Below are 17,992 nucleotides of genomic sequence, written 5' to 3'. Positions count from 1 at the left end.
ATGGCAGAAGCAAACTTTTTGGGGTTGAAGTAGGACTTCCAGTAAAACAAGGATTGAAACATTGCTTTAATTCAGTCATATCTCTAATCCACTTCCAGTTGAAGTAGGACTTCCAGTAAAACAAGGATTGAAACCTATAGTCTATCTCCAAGTTCCTTCCTGTACGCTTGCGTTGAAGTAGGACTTCCAGTAAAACAAGGATTGAAACTAGTCTCGGCGCGTTGTGTGTTCTACAGAAATTGTTTGTTGAAGTAGGATTTCCAGTAAAACAAGGATGTCAATAATGTCGTGAAAATGTCATATTAAAAAAAAGAAAGAGTCATATCGTAATCTGTTATTATGCCTATCTAAATCTCTCACTAAAGCCTTTAGGGGCATATACAGACTCCTACCATTATTACTACACCTATCTCCTGTATTTACCTAGCAAAAGCTCCTAGAGAACGTGACCATATTGAAGGACGTGGGCTCATGAATTTACTGCGGTTAAAAAAATTTAAGCTATTGATTAATTATTTTCATCGCTTTATAATTATAGTAGCTTTTATTACTTATGTAGTATGGCTTTATTAATTAAAATAAATGCACAGTTTTTAGGTTGTGTTGGTAGAACGGAGGAAAAAGAAAATGCCCATCACTGAATTTTTATCGCGTAATGCTGCGATGTACGGTCATGAAAAATGCCTGACAGAGATTAATCTCGATCTTCAGGAAAGCCATAATGTCATATGGCGTGAGTACGAACTCATCGAAAACAATCCAGCAGGGGAATACCGGAGAGATATGACATGGCGTGTTTTTGAAGAGAAAGCAAATCGATTTGCAAATCTCTTGATAAAAAGAGGAATTAAAAAAGGCGATAAGGTGGCTATACTTTTGATGAATTGTCTGGAATGGCTGCCGATTTATTTCGGAATATTGAAGTCTGGTGCTGTTGCGGTGCCAATGAACTTCCGCTATACAGCCGAGGAAATAAAATACTGCCTTAACTTATCCGATTCCATAGCTTTGATTTTTGGTCCGGAATTTATAGGTCGTGTGGAAAATATTTATGACCAAATACCTAAAGTAAAAACACTGTTCTTTGCAGGAGAAAATCGTCCTTCTTTTGCTGAAAACTATGACCGTCTCACCGCGAATTGTTCTTCCGAAGCACCAAACATTGAAATAACAGATGATGACGATGCAGCAATATATTTCTCATCGGGAACAACTGGGTTTCCAAAGGCAATTTTACATACCCACGGTAGCTTAGTATCAGCTTGCTATACGGAGCAAAAACATCATGGACAAACCCGTGAGGATAATTTCTTATGTATTCCGCCTCTTTATCATACCGGTGCGAAGATGCACTGGTTCGGAAGTCTCTTGGCCGGTAGCAAAGCAGTATTGCTTAGAGGGATAAAGCCGGAATGGGTATTAAAAACCGTATCCGAAGAGAAAATTACAATCGTATGGCTTTTGGTTCCATGGGCACAGGATATTCTGGATGCCATCGACAGGGGAGATGTGAAACTTGAAGATTATGATCTTTCCCAATGGAGACTTATGCATATTGGGGCACAGCCGGTGCCGCCAAGTTTGATCCATCGTTGGAAAAAGTATTTTCCGAATCATCTTTATGATACCAACTATGGGTTGAGTGAGTCTGCCGGACCAGGATGTGTTCACTTAGGAGTTGAGCATATACATAAAGTAGGTGCCATAGGTGTGCCGGGTTATAATTGGGAAGCTAAAATACTAGACGAAAAGGGATGCCCTGTAAGTCAGGGAGAGGTAGGAGAGCTTGCCGTTAAGGGTCCTGGTGTGATGAAATGCTATTATAAGGATCCCGAAGCGACTGCAGCAGTAATCAAGGATGGCTGGCTTCTGACCGGAGACATGGCCCGAATGGATGAAGATGGCTTTATTTTCTTGGTAGACCGTAAGAAAGATGTAATTATCAGCGGAGGAGAGAATATTTATCCCGTACAGATTGAGGATTTCCTCCGGGCACATGAAGCAATCAAGGATGTAGCGGTCATTGGACTGCCTGATAAGCGTCTGGGAGAAATATCGGCCGCTATCATAGAGTTAAAACCGGATTGCCAGTGTACCGAAGAAGAGATAAATGAATTTTGTATCTCATTGCCGCGTTACAAACGTCCGCGAAAAATTATTTTTGATAAAGTTCCGAGAAATCCTACCGGAAAGATTGAAAAGCCCCGCTTGAGGGAGAAGTACGGTGTGACAGGCTTGGTAGGGGCCGAAATAGAGAGTTGATAAATACCTTTTATGTTATATTTTAATTTGGAATGGCTTTGACTGGTATATTTACAGCAAGGCCATTCTTGTTTTTTCTCCGAAAACAAAAGGAAAATAGATTTAGATAGAAAGACCGAGATATTTTGAGATTGATAAAGAAAATAGAGTTCAATCACCATGAATATAAATTAAAAGTCAAAGAAAGTCAAAGTCGAAAGTTGATATTCTGACCGGGAAATTGTATAAATAATATAGAGAGATGCTTAAAGGTCAAATAATCGATATAAAAAATTTGGAGGTGTTATTTATGTTCGGAATAGTACCTTTTGGCAGAAGAGGAATGGGTATTCAAAGGAGAAACGGAGAATTCTTCGATATGGACAGCTTTTTTGATGACTTTTTCAATGGCGGGATGTTTCCTACATTTTACGGCGGTGGCAGTCAGATGAGAGTAGATATTAGTGAAAATGATAAAGAATATGTACTTGAAGCTGATATGCCGGGAATAAATAAAGAGAACATTAATATTGAAGTCAATGGCGACACACTTACAATAAGTACAAAATGGGATGAGCAGACAGAGGTAAAAAAGGATAATTATCTAAGGAAAGAAAGAAGGGCAAGTTCAATGACAAGGTCCTTTAACATTGAGAATGTTGATAGTGACAGGATTACGGCAAAACATGAAAAGGGAGTTTTGACATTGATATTGCCGAAGAAAGAAGAAAATCGCTCAAAAGGAAAAAGAATTGATATTTCTTAATGGCAAATAATAATAAAGGGAGCAGGCTCTACCGTGTAGGTGGAGCCTGTTTGGATTTTTTAGCCTCTTGGAGTGAAATGAAAGAAGCAAAAGCGAAGGGACTCGATATGCCGAGCTTTTATTTAAGGCCGGTTAATGCAGAGGTCGGAGAGCTAAGTAAAAGGAATAGAAATGGATTTGGCCAGGTCTTGACAAAGTTGAGCTAAATGAATATAATGATACTAACATAATGATAATATCAAAGTTCAAATTTCAAATTCGAGGTGAAACAATGAGCGAATCTAAAATACTTAATAAGCAAGGACTTACCGAGGAGCAGTTTTTAGCAGCTTATGACGCAAGCAAATTTGAGAGGCCATCAATGTCAGTGGATATGCTGATTTTTACAGTGACTGATGAAAAGAAGGAGAATTATAGAAAGCTTCCAGAAAAGGTTTTACGATTATTGATGATTAAGAGAGCGGACCACCCGTACATAGGACAATGGGCTCTTCCCGGTGGTTTTATACAAATGGATGAGAGCGTGGAAGAAGGAGCTTTGAGGGAACTAAAAGAGGAGACAAATATTGACAATATATATATGGAGCAGCTTTATACTTGGGGAGATGTGGACAGAGATCCGCGCACAAGGGTGATAAGCGTTTCCTATATGGCGTTGGTGGACAGTTCCAATCTAGATGTTAGGGCTAACGATGATGCAGATGATGCAAAATGGTTTACTGTATCATGTAATTTATATCAGGAGCAGAAAACTCTAACCGAAAAGGGATATATTTTGCAACGATTGTTTAACTTAAGGCTATCCAACGAAGAGGATAATATTTCAGCGGTTATAAAGACTGTAAAAACTGTTGAGGGTAAAATATCCAGAACGGAAAGAGAAGTCGTTGAGTCAAACGGTATCGCCTTCGACCATGCAAAGATTATAGAGTACGCCATTGAAAGGCTGCGCAATAAAATTGAGTATACGGATATAGCTTTTAACCTTATGCCGGAAAGGTTTACTTTGACGGAGCTTCAACAGGTATACGAGGTGATCTTGGATAGGGAGCTGTTAAAAGCCAACTTCAGAAGAAAGATAGCCGATATGGTGATTGAAACAAATGAATATACCAAAGATGCAGGGCATAGGCCTTCGAAGCTGTTCAGGTTCAATCCAAATTGGAGCGATGCTTCCGAATAACATAAAGTAAGCTTTTGTCAAACATACTTCTTTGATATCCCATATATTTATTCGTTTTTCCATTGACTATTTGGTCTATTTGTTATAGACTAATAATATAGAGTCGATATTGAATAGACCAAGGAGGATTAACATGAAGGAATATAAACTTGCTGAAAGTGAAAAAAGGTTTGCAGAATTAATTTGGCAGAACGAGCCGATTGGTTCTGGTGAGCTTGTTAAATTGTGTGAAAAAGAAATGAATTGGAAAAAATCCACAACATATACGGTACTCAAAAAGCTATGTGAAAAGGGCTTTTTTCAAAATGAAAATGCTGTGGTTACATCTCTAATTACAAAGGATGAATATTATGCCAAGCAAAGTGTAACTTTTGTTGAAGATACCTTTGGAGGGTCTTTGCCGAAGTTTTTAACAGCTTTTATCAGCGGTAAAAAAATTAGCAAACATCAGGCTGAAGAATTGAAAAGGTTGATTGATGAGTACAAGGAGGTGTAATAATGGGTGAATTATTCCTATCTGTCTTAAACATGAGCCTTACGGCAAGCTATGTAATCCTATGTGTCATACTTGCCAGACTAATACTAAAAAAGGCTCCAAAATTCATCTCCTATGCCCTATGGGGAGTGGTTGCTTTTCGTCTCATAATTCCGTTTTCGTTTGAAAGTATGTTTAGTCTTATGCCGCGGAATATGAATGCTGCGCCAATACCTCATGACATCATCTATCAGCAAAGCCCTAAGATTGATAGCGGTATAGAAGTAATAGATTCTTTTGTGAGCAAATCACTTCCTTCACCGTCCATTGGGGAAAGTGTAAACCCTCTACAAATTTTTGCAATAATAGGAGCATATATCTGGATTTTAGGTATAGTAGCATTACTTATTTATAGTTTTGCATCAGTACTAAAATTAAAAAGACAGCTAAAAAGCGCACAGCTAATAGAGAAGAATATCTTCGAAGCTAAGAATTTGAAAACACCCTTTGTACTTGGAATATTAAATCCCAAGATATATTTACCGGTTGGACTTGACGCCAACGAAAGAAGATATATTTTGCGGCACGAACAGGTCCACCTCGAGCGCAAAGACCATATTATTAAAATATTAGCTTTCTTAATATTATCTATACATTGGTTTAATCCTCTTGTATGGATTGCGTTCAGGTTAATGAGCAAGGATATGGAGCTTTCCTGTGACGAAAGAGTATTGAAAGAAATGAATGAAGATATTAAAAAGCCTTATGCTACTTCGTTGTTGTCGCTTGCAACCGGAAGACATATTTTAAATGGAAGTCCCCTGGCTTTTGGCGAGGGAAATGTAAAGGACAGAATCAAGAATGTATTAAATTACAAAAAACCAACTTTTTGGTTGATTGGTACTGCACTAGTTGTAGCCATAGCCGTTGGGGTTGGTCTATTAACAAATCCAGCTAGCGCAAAACCTGATGATGATAGTCTTTTGTCGCAGCTTCTAAAAAATAAAACCGAATATGTAGGCAATAACTCAAAAGTCGGAAGTATCATTTTTTTATTAACGTTTCCTGAAGACATAGCGTATGATTCCTTTGAGCTTTTTACTGACAAGGAGCCTTTTGGAGTAGCTGTAAATCTGAAAACAGATGCAGAAACAAAAAAATTATATAGTGGTGAAGTAAACCAGCAGCAATTTCAAAATAATGCTATGATTATGTTTGCTCTGATTGGAAATGTTGAATATATCAATTTCAGGATTGATGATGGGTTAGCCCCATATTCTATACAGTACACGCGGGAATGGGCGAATAATCAATGCGGAAAAGATGTACGCGATTTTGCCGAAAGCAAAGAAGAACTTAGCAAGCTAATTAGTGGCACATATAATATTGGCGAAAATAAAGACATTAAAAAGTTTGTAGAAGTCAATCTAAGCGTTATACTTTCATCACCAAAAGAATCTTCCAATCCACAGGATTATATCAATGCCCATAAGAACGAATATGAAAACTTCTTCAAGTATGGTGGTGAAGATGCCTTGCAATATATGCTTTCGCAGTTTGAGGCTGGTAATGCTGAAGGACTTCGGGGCGAAATCATGATGCTACTGTGTAAAGAACTTTTGGGAGCACGAAATAACGTTGCCGATGAATCGTTGTCTCCACAGCAATGGTATAATGCACTGTCAATCCGTCAGGAAATAAAACTTCCAAATTATGAGTATGACGGTAAGGATCCAATAGAAAAGCTTGTTTATGACACAGAAATTGAGATGAATTCAGATCCTGAAAGGGGAGGATTCACGGTTGTCGCCCCAAAAATTTTCGGAAGCTATGAGGAAGAAAATCTGCTAAAGGTGTTTGTAACCACTTACAGTGCGAGATATAAGCTTTTTGGTAATGCTCTATCGGAAGAAGGTGGCAGCATTGTTCCGGTGGCAATTACCTATCGCAAAGATGATAACGGCAGGTATGTCCTTGAGAAATACGAGCAAGCAAGGGATGGCGCTGAATTTGCTTCTTCTATTAGGGAATATTGCACAATGCCGGTATCGGGTAAGAAAATCAAAGGACTAGCAGATAAAATCCTTAAGCATTATTCGGATTATCAGGATATCCGCGATCTGATGAATGATAACCTCTCTAAGCATTTAAAGAAAAATGGTATTACAGATGCAACTCTTGTCAATTCTTATGGTGAGATAGAATTCTCGGTGCAGTGAAAATAAGTATATTTAGATACTGTAAATATGCAGGCCAAAGCCACATTGTGGATTTAGGCCTGTATATTGCTAATTGTAAAATTCTTACTATCCTATTGAAAATGTCCTACGAATGGTTTATAATTTTACGTAATGCAATTTTGTGGTGTTTACCGACCTTTGGGGAAATTAGTGCTGTATTCTGGTACCTTTGTAAGAGGAATCGGGATACAGCTCGATTTTGATGATAAGCATTAGTATATCTTGAGAAAACCTAAATATTGGAATGAAAGTTACCTACGGAGATTGTACTTGCTAGAAGATAGAATAATAAGAAAAGGGAAAGTACAGGAGGTAGAATATGAAAGTTTTAGTTTTAAACGGTAGCCCTAAAGGCGAATATAGCATTACATTGCAAACTTCATTGTATTTGGAAAAGAAGTTTCCCGAGCACAAATTTCAATTTCTTCGTGTAGGTCAAAACATTAGATCCTTTGAAAAGGATTTTTCAACCGCCGCTGAAGCAATAACAGGTGCAGATTTGATTATTTTCTCTTATCCTGTTTATACCTTTATTGCACCAAGTCAGCTACATCGGTTTATAGAGCTTTTAAAAGCGTCCGGCATTAGTGTGTCGGGCAAATTTGCTACTCAGATTACTACTTCCAAACACTTTTATGATGTCACTGCACATAAGTATATTCAGGAGAATTGTCAGGATCTTGGCATGAAATACGTTAGGGGACTATCTGCGGATATGGATGATCTTCTTACTGAAGATGGACGAAAAACTGCAAAGGAGTTTTTTGAGTATGTGTGCTGGAGCATGAAGCATGATGTATATGAAACTATTCCAAAGGGTACGATGGCTCCAACCCATCTTCCGATTAGTCCTGTTACATCAAGTCAGGATAAAAAGAGTGGAGATGTAGTTATAATTACAGATTGTGCTAAGGACGATAAGCAGCTTAGTGATATGATTGACAGGTTTAGAGCGGTTCTTAAGTATAAGAGTCGTATTGTAAATATTTCCCAGTACCCTTTTCATGGAGGATGTTTAGGCTGCTTTAATTGTGCGGCTACAGGAAAATGCATTTATAAGGATGGTTTTGATGATTTTCTGCGTAACAATATTCAGACTGCAGATGCTATAGTATATGCATTTTCTATTAAGGATCATTCTATGGGCTCCATTTTTAAAATGTATGATGACAGGCAGTTTTGTAATGGTCATAGAACAGTGACTATGGGTATGCCTATGGGATACCTGATTAGTGGAAATTATTCGTCAGAGGCTAATCTGCAGATGATCGTTGAAGGGCGAAGCGAGGTTGGGGGGAATTTTCTTGCAGGAGTTGCGTGTGACGAAGCAAATCCTGATGCAGAAATAGACAGACTGGCTGCAAGGCTTGACTATGCAATCGCTAATAAATACATCCAGCCTAGAAATTTCTATGGTGTTGGCGGAATGAAGATTTTCAGGGATCTTATCTGGATTATGCGAGGTTTGATGAAGGCTGATCATCGCTTCTACAAAAAACATGGAATATATGACTTCCCTCAAAAGCAAAAAGTCACAGCGTTAAAAATGTATCTTGTAGGTGCTCTCATATCATCTCCAAAGATGAAGTCTAAAATGGGAAATAAAATGAATGAAGGAATGCTTGCGCCGTATAAGAAGGTTTTGGACGAGTCTTGATACTGGAAAGTGTATAAGGAATAAAGTCCGGATACCTTATCAAAGCAAGTTAAAAGATGTGGTTTGGCAGTTGACAAAATAACTTAACAAATAGGCATATAGAACTCTATAGTGGGAGTTGCTGAGATTATTAAAAATCTAATAGATGAGTGCATTGTGTTGATGTAAAGGGTGTAAAGATATGAAAAGCAAAGTAATTGCATTTTTCAAAAAAGAAGTTGTTCTTGTAGTGGCGGCTATACTTGCCTTTATTTCTAGTTTTATTGTTCCGCCCACAAGTGCTTATATGGGATATATAGACTGGTGTGTACTAGGCATACTGTTAAGTCTAATGATAGTTATGGCAGGCCTTCAAAAAAACGGCCTGTTTGATGCTTTAGTGACTTTATTACTTAAGAGAACCAAAAAGGTATGGCAATTGGCTTTTGTATTAGTATTCTTATGTTTCTTTCTCAGTATGTTAATTACTAATGATGTTGCCCTTATCACATTTGTTCCCTTTGCTGTCTTGACCTTAAAAAAATCAGGACAGGAGCGAATAGTGATACCTGTGGTGGTTCTTCAGACAATTGCCGCCAATCTGGGCAGCATGCTAACTCCAATAGGTAATCCCCAGAACCTGTATTTATATAACTTATCTCAAGTTGGCATATTGGAGTTTATGCGATGTATGCTTCCTTATACAATAGTTTCCGGACTGCTGCTGGGAATTTCGTTATTGTTTATAAAGGGCAAACAGGAAGCAGTTGTTATAAAAGAAGAGACCAAAATACAGGTTCCGCTTAAAAAGAACATAATCTATTTGGTGTTATTTGTTTTATCACTTTTGAGCGTTGCTAAGATTTTACCTTATATTGTGGTACTGTTTTTAGTGTTAATTGTAGTTTTTATAATGGAAAAGGATGTTCTAAAAACAGTAGATTATTATTTGCTTTTGACCTTTATTTGCTTTTTTATTTTCACTGGAAATCTAGAAAATATACCTGCTATTAAAGGAGCATTGCAGGAATTGGTAATTGGACGAGAGCTTATAATAAGCGTTTTTGCCAGTCAAGGGATAAGCAATGTCCCGGCGGCCCTCTTGTTATCCGAATTTACGGACAACTACCGAACATTATTGATAGGTGTGAATATTGGTGGACTTGGAACTTTAATTGCTTCTATGGCGAGTTTGATATCCTATAAAATATTTTCAAACAATTATAATAAACTTAAAGGAAAATATTTTATCTGGTTTACTGTATTAAATATACTTTATCTTTTAATATTAATGGCAGTTGCGTTAATAGTCTAATCCTATATAATAGTTATCTGAGGGAACATTAATGAGTGTAATTGGTATAATAGGTGAATGGAGTAGTGTTTATCAAAAAGTAAGCTATCAAGAGGCAAAAAATATCAGGTATAGATATCTACACCTGATATTTTTGAAATTACTGACCTATTCTATAGGAGTTTGGAAAAGTATTTTAATGGACCTTTATGGAATAAACTCTTCGACAATATCGATAATTCTTACTGTAGAATCCCATCCGCCCATTGTATATATTTTATTGTTTACAACAGATGCAGTAAACCCTTCTCTAGCTATACCTGAATATGCAACTGTTTTCCATTTGTTGCTTGCTACATCATATTCTTCAGTTACATATGTATTTCCTCCAAGGTTTTCTGCGCCACCAAGGGCATAGATTTTACCGTTTACTTCAACTGCTGATAAGCCACTTCTAGTCGTAGACATATCTGCAACCCTTGTCCACCTATTGGTGCTAGGGTTATATTTTTCAACAATTGAACATTTGGCGTTTGTATTTGTACCATTTGTGTAGAATCCACCTATGACATATATTTCACCATTTACTACAGCTGTTGCAAAGTTGTCTCGAGGAGTAGGAATATTAGCAACCAGCTTCCATTGTTTGGTTGAGGGATTATATTCTTCTACAGTGTTTGTACGGACACCACCATTGGTTTTACCACTTATAGCATACAGTTTTCCATTGACAGAAACTAGTCCAAAGGAACTTCTGGCGATATTCATATCTGTTCCAGGCAACCAATTTCCTGTGCTGGGGTTATATATTTCCATGCTTTTTAAATAGCTTGCATTATTTCCACCAGCGACATATATTGCGCCGGACAATGTAGCAGATGCTGCATGATACCTTGGTGCAATCATATTGGCTATTGGAGTCCATGAGTTGTTTGATGGTTCGTAGCATTGAACAGTATTTGTGGGCGAGAGGCTATTATCAACACCTCCAATAGCATATATTTTATTGTTGAGGACTGCTGATGTATGATAAGCCTTTGGTAAGGGCATACTTGATTTTTCAGTCCATTTGCCTGGCAGATAAAGTGCATATAACTTAGTACTACTTGGATTAGTTGGTTCGTAATTTCCAATCAATAAAATTTTATTGTCTAGAACAGCTAGGTCACTAGTACCGGAAATAGGGAGTGTATCAAGGTTTTCTGTCCAGGTGTCATCCAGAGGATTGTACTCTTTAATATATGAAGCTTTAAATCTATTGGTATAATACATTTCAGAACCGGAATAATATTCTAATGTGTAAATTTTATTATTCAGTGTTACTGCAGTATAAATGTTTGAGTAAGGAATGTCAGATTTCCTGGTCCATATGTTGGTATTTGGATTGTATTCCCATACAGAAGTCTTAGAGGCTAATGTATCACTACCAAACAAGTAAACTTTACCATTGGCAGAGGAGAGAGTGCACTCAATATATGTTTCAGGTAAGGATGCAATTTGACTTTCGTCTCTCAGTATTCCCGTGGATGGATCATATTCATATAATATTGAAGTTTCAGCTAATCTCTGAAAGATATAAATTTTGTTATTTGCTACTGCACTGTTTAAGGCTCCTCCATTTAACGGGACTTGAATTTTACGAGCCCATGAATTGGCTGAAGGGTTGTACTCATCAACTACAATAGTCCATCCGGAACCTTGACCTACAGCATATATTTTATTATTGATTGCATAGGCTTTGGGGTAAAAAATTGCTTCTGGATCTCCTCTTAGGTTGCGGGTATCTGCTTTTTGTGTCCAGGTCCATGGGGTTGTACGGGTATCGCATGCATCAACACTAGAAACATACGTTACGCTCTGTCCCCTTCTTTCCATGCCACCAATAACATAAAGGATGCCGTTGAGTGAAACATAAGCGGCATCTAACCGTCCACCTTGTTGGCCTTTGAGTATAGACCATGATGCGGAAGGTGTTTTTTCACGTGTATAATAAATAGGTACTTCGATCTTATTGCCGTCAAAACTTATTTCACTTGTTATTGCTGAGTGTAATTCAGTTCTTGTCACATGATCAACTAGTTTAAAGCTTTTTATTTTACCAGGGATACCATCAGCAACTATATCTTCTATTCTAAGATACCAGTTACCATTAGGGTTATCTATTTTTAGTGAGTATAAATCGGTTAGATCAATAACCAGAGATGCATATTTGTCTTCACTATTTGAGCCATCAAAAGCTAGGGTATCGTTTGGTATGATTTTATACCAGTAAGGCATAGTGATAGTTGTATCTTCCGTTGTTGAATAACCAAAGGATATCTGAAGCTGGTTCCTAGATTTGTGGCTTACTTCCAATTCAGCAGTTAGTTTAGGAGTATAACTATCCTTTACATTAAACCAAAAGCACGTGTTACTATCGATTGCTCCCACCCTTCCAGGAGGATCTGTAATAATCCCACGATAAACATTAGGGTTGGATGGGATTTTTGGTACTTTGTTCAGGGCATCATAAGCAAGCCATACGTATCCTCCACTTATCCACTCGTCTTCATATGAATTTGCTATTTTAAATGCACCTTTTTCTCCAGGGTCAATAGTGCCGTTTAAATTAGCATCAAAGGTCAGATCATCTGAGTAACCTACAATGGTCATGGCGTGGGGACCTTCAGAGCCTGATAGCATATAGCATACACGTTCATCTCCTGCCAAGCAATATGTCCAGGATTCTACGTGAGTTCCAAAGGTAAGTACATAACCATTAGCCAGCATTTTTTTGATAGTATTTAGACTTTCATCGTGTTCGTTTTCAATAGGCGTTTCAGTACCGTCACTGAAATCAATATACCCCATTTTATCGATTTTATAATTTAGTGCCTTTTCCCATAAATTCCGGTCGGTAGGCCAGGATTTATAATCTGTCTCATCATTTCCGTTATAAGGTAAATCGCTCCAAAACACGCAACCAGAGTTTTTTAGCAATTCAAAAGCAGCCGGAAATGTTGTGGCTGCTCCAGACCCGGCATATTTGGTTAAATTATATGTCCACTTAGGCGAGAATTTGTCTGTGAACCCATCATTTTTTGTATTCCATCCCTTCATGAGAGCAGTCATATGTGTCATTTGGTAGTATGTGGTAGAGAAGGCTACGCATGAACCTTGTTTTCCTTGATATTTGATAGAAGGAAATGCGTTAAGCAAACTATTATCAACACTGGAAGGGAGTACTTCTGATGCTGCTGTCCCCGATAAGGCCATTATTTGATTATCTTCGTCAATACTACTAGAACTATCTATTACTTCTTGCCCAAATTCTACACACGCTGTTAATTCGCCAAGCCCTTTTGATGTGCGTGCTTTGTTTACCCTATCGAGGCCTAGATCGTTTAATCTAACATCTTTGGTATTAATCATGTTGTCTATGACCCATTTTTTATCATCTTCTGAAAGGAATGTTTCGTCTGGTGATGTTTTTCTAGCTGATTCTAAACTGCTAATTGTGCTAATTGGCTCTACCAGTTCTGGTGAATGATTACCTACTGCAAAAATTGGTGCACTTTGAGCTAAGATGAGTGCTGAGACAGTAGCACAGGCAAATAATTTGGAAAGTGAATTTTTAGTCTTTGCTTTCATTTGAATACCTCCTTAATTCATTGGCTTAAAAACTGATATTTGTTAAAGAACAACAAAAGATTTTAAATCTGTATCTACTTAATCCTTTAAACACCTCCTTTACGTATACTTTTTGATTATGCTTGATTTACCGATTAGTGTTGTTCAGTAAATTGCATATTTTTATACAGCTATCCCTAATTTTGAAGCTTTAATGACTTCTTAGATTAGTTTTATTATAGTGTGCTCTAAAGAAAAGTGAGTGAAATAAAATGAATAATAAGTGAAAATGTTGTGAAATGGTTTGTTTTAAGGGGTGATAAAGGAATCTATTTTCCAAAAGTCCAAAGAATAGAACTATCAAAATGTGCTTGGAAAGTCTTACTAGATTATCTAAAAAGCTTTTGTGAAATTAGATATTTTTTGAAATAACTTTAGATTCTTGAATCGAGAACTGAACTTCATAACATTGGAGCCTTCTAAATTTGCTCTGCATAATTATATTATCAAAGTTATAAGTTCTATGATAAGTAAAGATTTACAAAAATGAATTATTTTCTTTTATCTTTGAAGGTTTTCAAGCACTGCAATAAGCTCGTCAGAATTAGTGAATTTCCTGCTTATTCTGTAACGATGTTTTTTTTGCTTCGAATCATCACATGTTTCAACAGTTTTAAAAGTAATATAGTTTTTATGTACCTTGAGATTACTTACTTTATTAATACTTCGGCCAGGTACGAGATAGTGTGCACCTTTGTCGAAGCTATCCTTAAGAAAACCAACTATATCGAATTTACTTGCATAGGATAATTTCCATGCATAGTCTAGCATATATCGTGTTTGCATGTTTAACGAAAAGATTAAGCCATAGAAACCGAAATTATCCATAACACTGGATGGAGATTTTTTAATAAGCGATTGTGTCAACGGATCACAACAATTAATAACCCTTATGTCAGTTGAAGAAGTAATTACAAAAATATATTGAAGGCATAATTCTTCACGCCCAGTTGTTCTTAACCATATCACATAACATATTATTAGTATTATTAATAAAGCAAATATCGCATAAAAGTAAATAGCTTGTTCCGGGGAATCAGTGCTGTATTTTTCTCCTATTACTATAGATAAAGGAACTGTTATGAAAGCGAAAAGAAGAATAGAAATAACCATTACAGCAATATTTCTTAACGTTCTTTTAAGGTAAAATTTCCCCATATCCTCTTCTATCTGCAATCTGCATATTGTCATTTAAAACTACCTCCAAGAATCATTACTAGGCAATAAATAGGTATTTACTTTTTCATATTAACATATGAAGTTCAGCTCTTCAATTATAAAATCTAAAGCTTTCATAAAAAATATCCAGTTGCACTAATGAAAATAATAAAACCGAAAGGCTGATATCTTTAAGCATTGAAACAATTGTAATTTGAATGGATTAGTTAGACATATTTTTATTAACAATCGAAGGTTTTAATGCTATACTAAATTTAGTAAAAGTTTTGAGGCATTTGCATTAACTTATTTTATTGCATTAATTTAGCTCAGGAGTGTGTAAATTATAGTGGAGACAAAAAAGATATTAAAAATTGCAGGTTTAAATATTGGAATTGCTTTAATCAATATAATACTTTTTTCACCCGGCTTAATGAATATACGTCTAAATAGCTCCGAACCGTTAAGTGTTGCTATTGGGGGTACTGCAATATTTTTGAGCTTATCGTTTTTTTTATACGGAAACTACACACTCTTATCTCAAAAATCGCCTCAAATCAAGATAAGCGATATAAAAAACTATAAAGATTGTATTGTTGTACTTAATCAATCCTATGGAAAGAAGACTTTTGACAGTAGCATTACTACAATGAAAGAGCAGGTTGAACGTATCAATAAAAAGAAAGACAAGATACTTAGCATGCTCAGTCAAAAATTTAATGTTATCGACAAAGTCTATGAAAGGTTTAATTCAACAATCTTTGATGTTGAATATGTTTTTTTGTCCAACATTAAAAGTATTTTGAATAAAATAAGCGCTTTTGATGAGGAAGACTATGAAAGGCTGCGTCAGGATATTGCTCAGCAAAAGTTTTCCACCGAAGTTATTACTTCAAAAATAAATATATATAATGAATACATTACCTTTGTAAGAAATGCAATAGAAGATAATGAAGAGATAATCATAAAGCTTGATGCACTCTTGCTTGAAATTTCCAAATTCAACACTCTTGAGGCAGGAGAAATCGATAATATGAAGGAAATCAAGGAAATGGATGAATTGATAAAAAAATCGAAGTATTATAGATAGTTATTTGGAAGTCATTAAGTAATATAAATAATTATAGTGATTTCAAAAAAACTTATCAATTGCCGTGCCAGAATATATTTATTGCAATTGAATGGTTTATTTATAGAAGCAGACTAAGTGAAAGGGTGGTTTAAAGAATGTTGGAAAGTAATAAGAACTTAAAAACTATAGTAATTATACTGGGAATATCTTTAGTGGTATTCGGGCTTATTTATGGAGGAATTTCTTTAACACAAAATGTGGGCAAAAGCCAAAAAGTAACATCATTAGAAAGCGCCGAAAAAAAATTAGACAAACTTTATAAGGACGTTACCGTAAACTTTGTTGAAGCTAGGAAGGGGCAAGTAAACATCGACCCTCCGGATCTCAAGGAATCCTTGCCGGATATTTCCAAATATCCTCCTCAGGTGGAAGCAACGACAAGCAGCTTTATAGAAATTTTTTCTTCTACTGAAAAGACGGGGGAGAAAAAAGACGGATGGCTTCTTGATGTGGCAAGGGAGTTCAACAAAGCCAATATAGAAGTAAATGGTGAACCTGTTTCTGTCAGAATTAGGGGCATTGCCTCCGGACAGGCAACGGACTACATAATTTCCGGCAAATATCTTCCCGATGCCTTTACACCTTCTAATGAGCTTTGGGGAGAAATGATTAAATCCAGCGGAACAAATATATCGCTTATAGAAAAGAGGCTTGCCGGCAATGTTGCAGGAATACTTCTTTCAAAGAGCAAGCACGATGAATTGATTAATAAATATGGATCAATAAACTTAAAAAATATTACTGAGGCCGTTGCAGTAAATGAAATAGCAATGGGTTATACAAACCCTTTTGCAAGTTCTACAGGAATGAACTTTCTTGTTTCAACACTAAGTACTTTTGATAGTAAAGACATATTGAGTGATAAAGCTATTGAAGGTTTTGAAAAATTTCAGACCAATATTCCTTTCGTAGCTTATACCACTTTGCAAATGAGGGAATCTGCCCAATCCGGTGTCCTTGACGGTTTTATACTGGAGTATCAAACCTATGAAAATGCTCCGGAATTAAAAAAGAATTATATTTTTACTCCTTTCGGCGTAAGGCACGACAATCCTATGTACTCTATCGGAGATCTTACTGCTGAGAAAAAAGAAATACTAAATAAATTCATTGAATTCTGCAAAAATTCCAAATCACAAGAGCTTGCAACAGACTACGGTTTTAACAAGCTTGATGAGTATTCGCCTGAAATATCGGATATTGGTGGCGAAACCATAACACAAGCTCAGAAGCTTTGGAAAGAAAAGAAGGATGTTAACAATGATATTGTAGCTGTTTTTGTTGCCGATGTGTCAGGAAGTATGGCCGGCGAACCACTCAACAGATTAAAGCAATCTCTTATAAGTGGTTCCCAATATATAAGTTCGGATGCTTCTATAGGGCTTGTATCTTTTTCTACAGAGGTTAATATTAATCTTCCAATCGGTAAATTCGACTTAAACCAAAGATCTTTATTTGTAGGTGCCGTTGATAGCTTGACTGCAAACGGAAGTACAGCAATGTTTGATGCAATAATCGTAGCATCTAGAATGCTTAGAGAAGAAAAAGCCAAAAACCCTAATGCCAAGTTGATGCTATTTGTATTGAGTGACGGTGACACAAATTACGGACACTCTCTAAACGATATAAGAGATATGATGCAATCTTTTAGAATACCGATTTATACCATAGGGTATAACGCAAATATTAAGGCACTAGAGACTCTTTCGCAAATAAATGAAGCCGCAAGTATCAACGCAGATACAGATGATGTTGTATACAAACTGGGAAGTTTGTTTAATGCCCAAATGTAATTAAAGAACTTCAAAATATCTCCTTCTTGGCAAGAAATATAAGTAGCAAAAGTCGAGGAGGAGATTTTTATATCAACGCTGTCAAAAGGGTAGGTAAAGCAATACTGTTCTGAACATATGCGGATTAAATCCGGTAAATAGAAAATTATTGTTGACAGAAATAAATAAGTTTCAAAAGCTTGTATGTATATATAATTATGCACAAGTAGATAGATAGTGTAAAGTAGCATATGAAAAATGTGGCCTGCCACTATCGAGACAAAATGCACCTTGAAAAGTGAAGAATATACCAAAGTTCCGCATTTATTCCACGGTCCTCTTGACAATGAGCCTCTGCCGGCATGTTGCAGGCATCAGAGGCATCCCCCACACTGAACAAGGCAGAAGGGCTCTGAAGGTGGTTGA

12 protein-coding genes and 1 CRISPR repeat array (1 of these 13 cut by a window edge) are annotated in these 17,992 nt (G+C 36.5%); of the genes, 10 read left to right on the top strand and 2 right to left on the bottom strand.

Annotated features, from left to right (window positions below; all coding sequences use genetic code 11):
* A CRISPR array of direct repeats spans window positions 1–282; the repeat unit is 37 nt; unit sequence GTTGAAGTAGGACTTCCAGTAAAACAAGGATTGAAAC; it reaches 4,610 nt to the left of the window's first position.
* A 345-nt stretch (window positions 283–627) separates the two neighbouring features.
* The 8 genes from EFD62_RS15370 to EFD62_RS15335 all read left to right on the top strand — a co-directional run bounded on the left by EFD62_RS15370 (window position 628) and on the right by EFD62_RS15335 (window position 9,856).
* The gene (locus tag EFD62_RS15370; RefSeq protein WP_069196132.1) at window positions 628–2,262 is read left to right on the top strand and encodes a class I adenylate-forming enzyme family protein; all 1,635 of its coding nucleotides are present in this window, start codon (window positions 628–630) and stop codon (window positions 2,260–2,262) included.
* Between the two features lie 289 nt (window positions 2,263–2,551).
* A complete protein-coding gene (locus tag EFD62_RS15365) occupies window positions 2,552–3,007 on the top strand; it encodes an Hsp20/alpha crystallin family protein (protein WP_069196133.1) in 456 nt (151 codons plus the stop codon).
* A 50-nt stretch (window positions 3,008–3,057) separates the two neighbouring features.
* Window positions 3,058–3,213 carry a hypothetical protein gene (locus EFD62_RS15360; RefSeq protein WP_162302524.1) on the top strand — a complete coding sequence of 52 codons (156 nt, stop codon included), beginning with the start codon at window positions 3,058–3,060 and terminating at the stop codon, window positions 3,211–3,213.
* Window positions 3,214–3,278: 65 nt separating this feature from the next.
* Window positions 3,279–4,190: an NUDIX hydrolase gene (locus EFD62_RS15355; RefSeq protein WP_069196135.1), complete on the top strand. Its 912-nt coding sequence runs from the start codon at window positions 3,279–3,281 to the stop codon at window positions 4,188–4,190.
* Window positions 4,191–4,323: 133 nt separating this feature from the next.
* Complete coding sequence (locus EFD62_RS15350) at window positions 4,324–4,686, top strand: BlaI/MecI/CopY family transcriptional regulator (RefSeq protein WP_069196136.1); 363 nt, start codon at window positions 4,324–4,326, stop codon at window positions 4,684–4,686.
* 2 nt (window positions 4,687–4,688) lie between these two features.
* Entirely contained in the window at window positions 4,689–6,884 is a 2,196-nt protein-coding gene (locus EFD62_RS15345; protein ID WP_128706419.1) for a M56 family metallopeptidase, read from the top strand.
* A 340-nt stretch (window positions 6,885–7,224) separates the two neighbouring features.
* Entirely contained in the window at window positions 7,225–8,562 is a 1,338-nt protein-coding gene (locus EFD62_RS15340; RefSeq protein ID WP_069196137.1) for an NAD(P)H-dependent oxidoreductase, read from the top strand.
* 181 nt (window positions 8,563–8,743) lie between these two features.
* Window positions 8,744–9,856 carry an SLC13 family permease gene (locus tag EFD62_RS15335; protein ID WP_069196138.1) on the top strand — a complete coding sequence of 371 codons (1,113 nt, stop codon included), beginning with the start codon at window positions 8,744–8,746 and terminating at the stop codon, window positions 9,854–9,856.
* Window positions 9,857–10,042: 186 nt separating this feature from the next.
* On the opposite strand, the gene EFD62_RS15330 is transcribed toward EFD62_RS15335, so the two are convergent.
* Window positions 10,043–13,465, bottom strand: coding sequence for a Kelch repeat-containing protein (locus tag EFD62_RS15330; protein WP_069196139.1), 3,423 nt, complete (start codon window positions 13,463–13,465; stop codon window positions 10,043–10,045).
* Window positions 13,466–14,005: 540 nt separating this feature from the next.
* Window positions 14,006–14,695, bottom strand: a complete 690-nt coding sequence (locus tag EFD62_RS15325; protein WP_069196140.1) for a hypothetical protein — start codon at window positions 14,693–14,695, stop codon at window positions 14,006–14,008.
* Between the two features lie 316 nt (window positions 14,696–15,011).
* On the opposite strand from EFD62_RS15325, the gene EFD62_RS15320 reads away from it, so the two are divergent.
* Window positions 15,012–15,752, top strand: coding sequence for a hypothetical protein (locus tag EFD62_RS15320; protein ID WP_069196141.1), 741 nt, complete (start codon window positions 15,012–15,014; stop codon window positions 15,750–15,752).
* A gap of 137 nt (window positions 15,753–15,889) precedes the next feature.
* A complete protein-coding gene (locus EFD62_RS15315; RefSeq protein WP_069196142.1) occupies window positions 15,890–17,587 on the top strand; it encodes a vWA domain-containing protein in 1,698 nt (565 codons plus the stop codon).
* Window positions 17,588–17,992: the final 405 nt, after the last annotated feature.

The organism is Acetivibrio mesophilus (genome assembly GCF_004102745.1).
GTDB lineage: Bacteria > Bacillota > Clostridia > Acetivibrionales > Acetivibrionaceae > Hungateiclostridium > Hungateiclostridium mesophilum.
Note: the sequence above shows the minus strand (reverse complement) of the source record. Positions and strands in the feature narration are given on the sequence as shown.

Excerpts from the sequence above, each read along its gene's own strand:
- EFD62_RS15325 (WP_069196140.1), bottom strand. The coding sequence starts at position 14,695 with ATGACAATATGCAGATTGCAGATAGAAGAGGATATGGGGAAATTTTAC.
- EFD62_RS15315 (WP_069196142.1), top strand. The coding sequence starts at position 15,890 with ATGTTGGAAAGTAATAAGAACTTAAAAACTATAGTAATTATACTGGGA.
- EFD62_RS15365 (WP_069196133.1), top strand. The coding sequence starts at position 2,552 with ATGTTCGGAATAGTACCTTTTGGCAGAAGAGGAATGGGTATTCAAAGG.
- EFD62_RS15340 (WP_069196137.1), top strand. The coding sequence starts at position 7,225 with ATGAAAGTTTTAGTTTTAAACGGTAGCCCTAAAGGCGAATATAGCATT.
- EFD62_RS15345 (WP_128706419.1), top strand. The coding sequence starts at position 4,689 with ATGGGTGAATTATTCCTATCTGTCTTAAACATGAGCCTTACGGCAAGC.
- EFD62_RS15330 (WP_069196139.1), bottom strand. The coding sequence starts at position 13,465 with ATGAAAGCAAAGACTAAAAATTCACTTTCCAAATTATTTGCCTGTGCT.
- EFD62_RS15355 (WP_069196135.1), top strand. The coding sequence starts at position 3,279 with ATGAGCGAATCTAAAATACTTAATAAGCAAGGACTTACCGAGGAGCAG.
- EFD62_RS15335 (WP_069196138.1), top strand. The coding sequence starts at position 8,744 with ATGAAAAGCAAAGTAATTGCATTTTTCAAAAAAGAAGTTGTTCTTGTA.
- EFD62_RS15350 (WP_069196136.1), top strand. The coding sequence starts at position 4,324 with ATGAAGGAATATAAACTTGCTGAAAGTGAAAAAAGGTTTGCAGAATTA.
- EFD62_RS15370 (WP_069196132.1), top strand. The coding sequence starts at position 628 with ATGCCCATCACTGAATTTTTATCGCGTAATGCTGCGATGTACGGTCAT.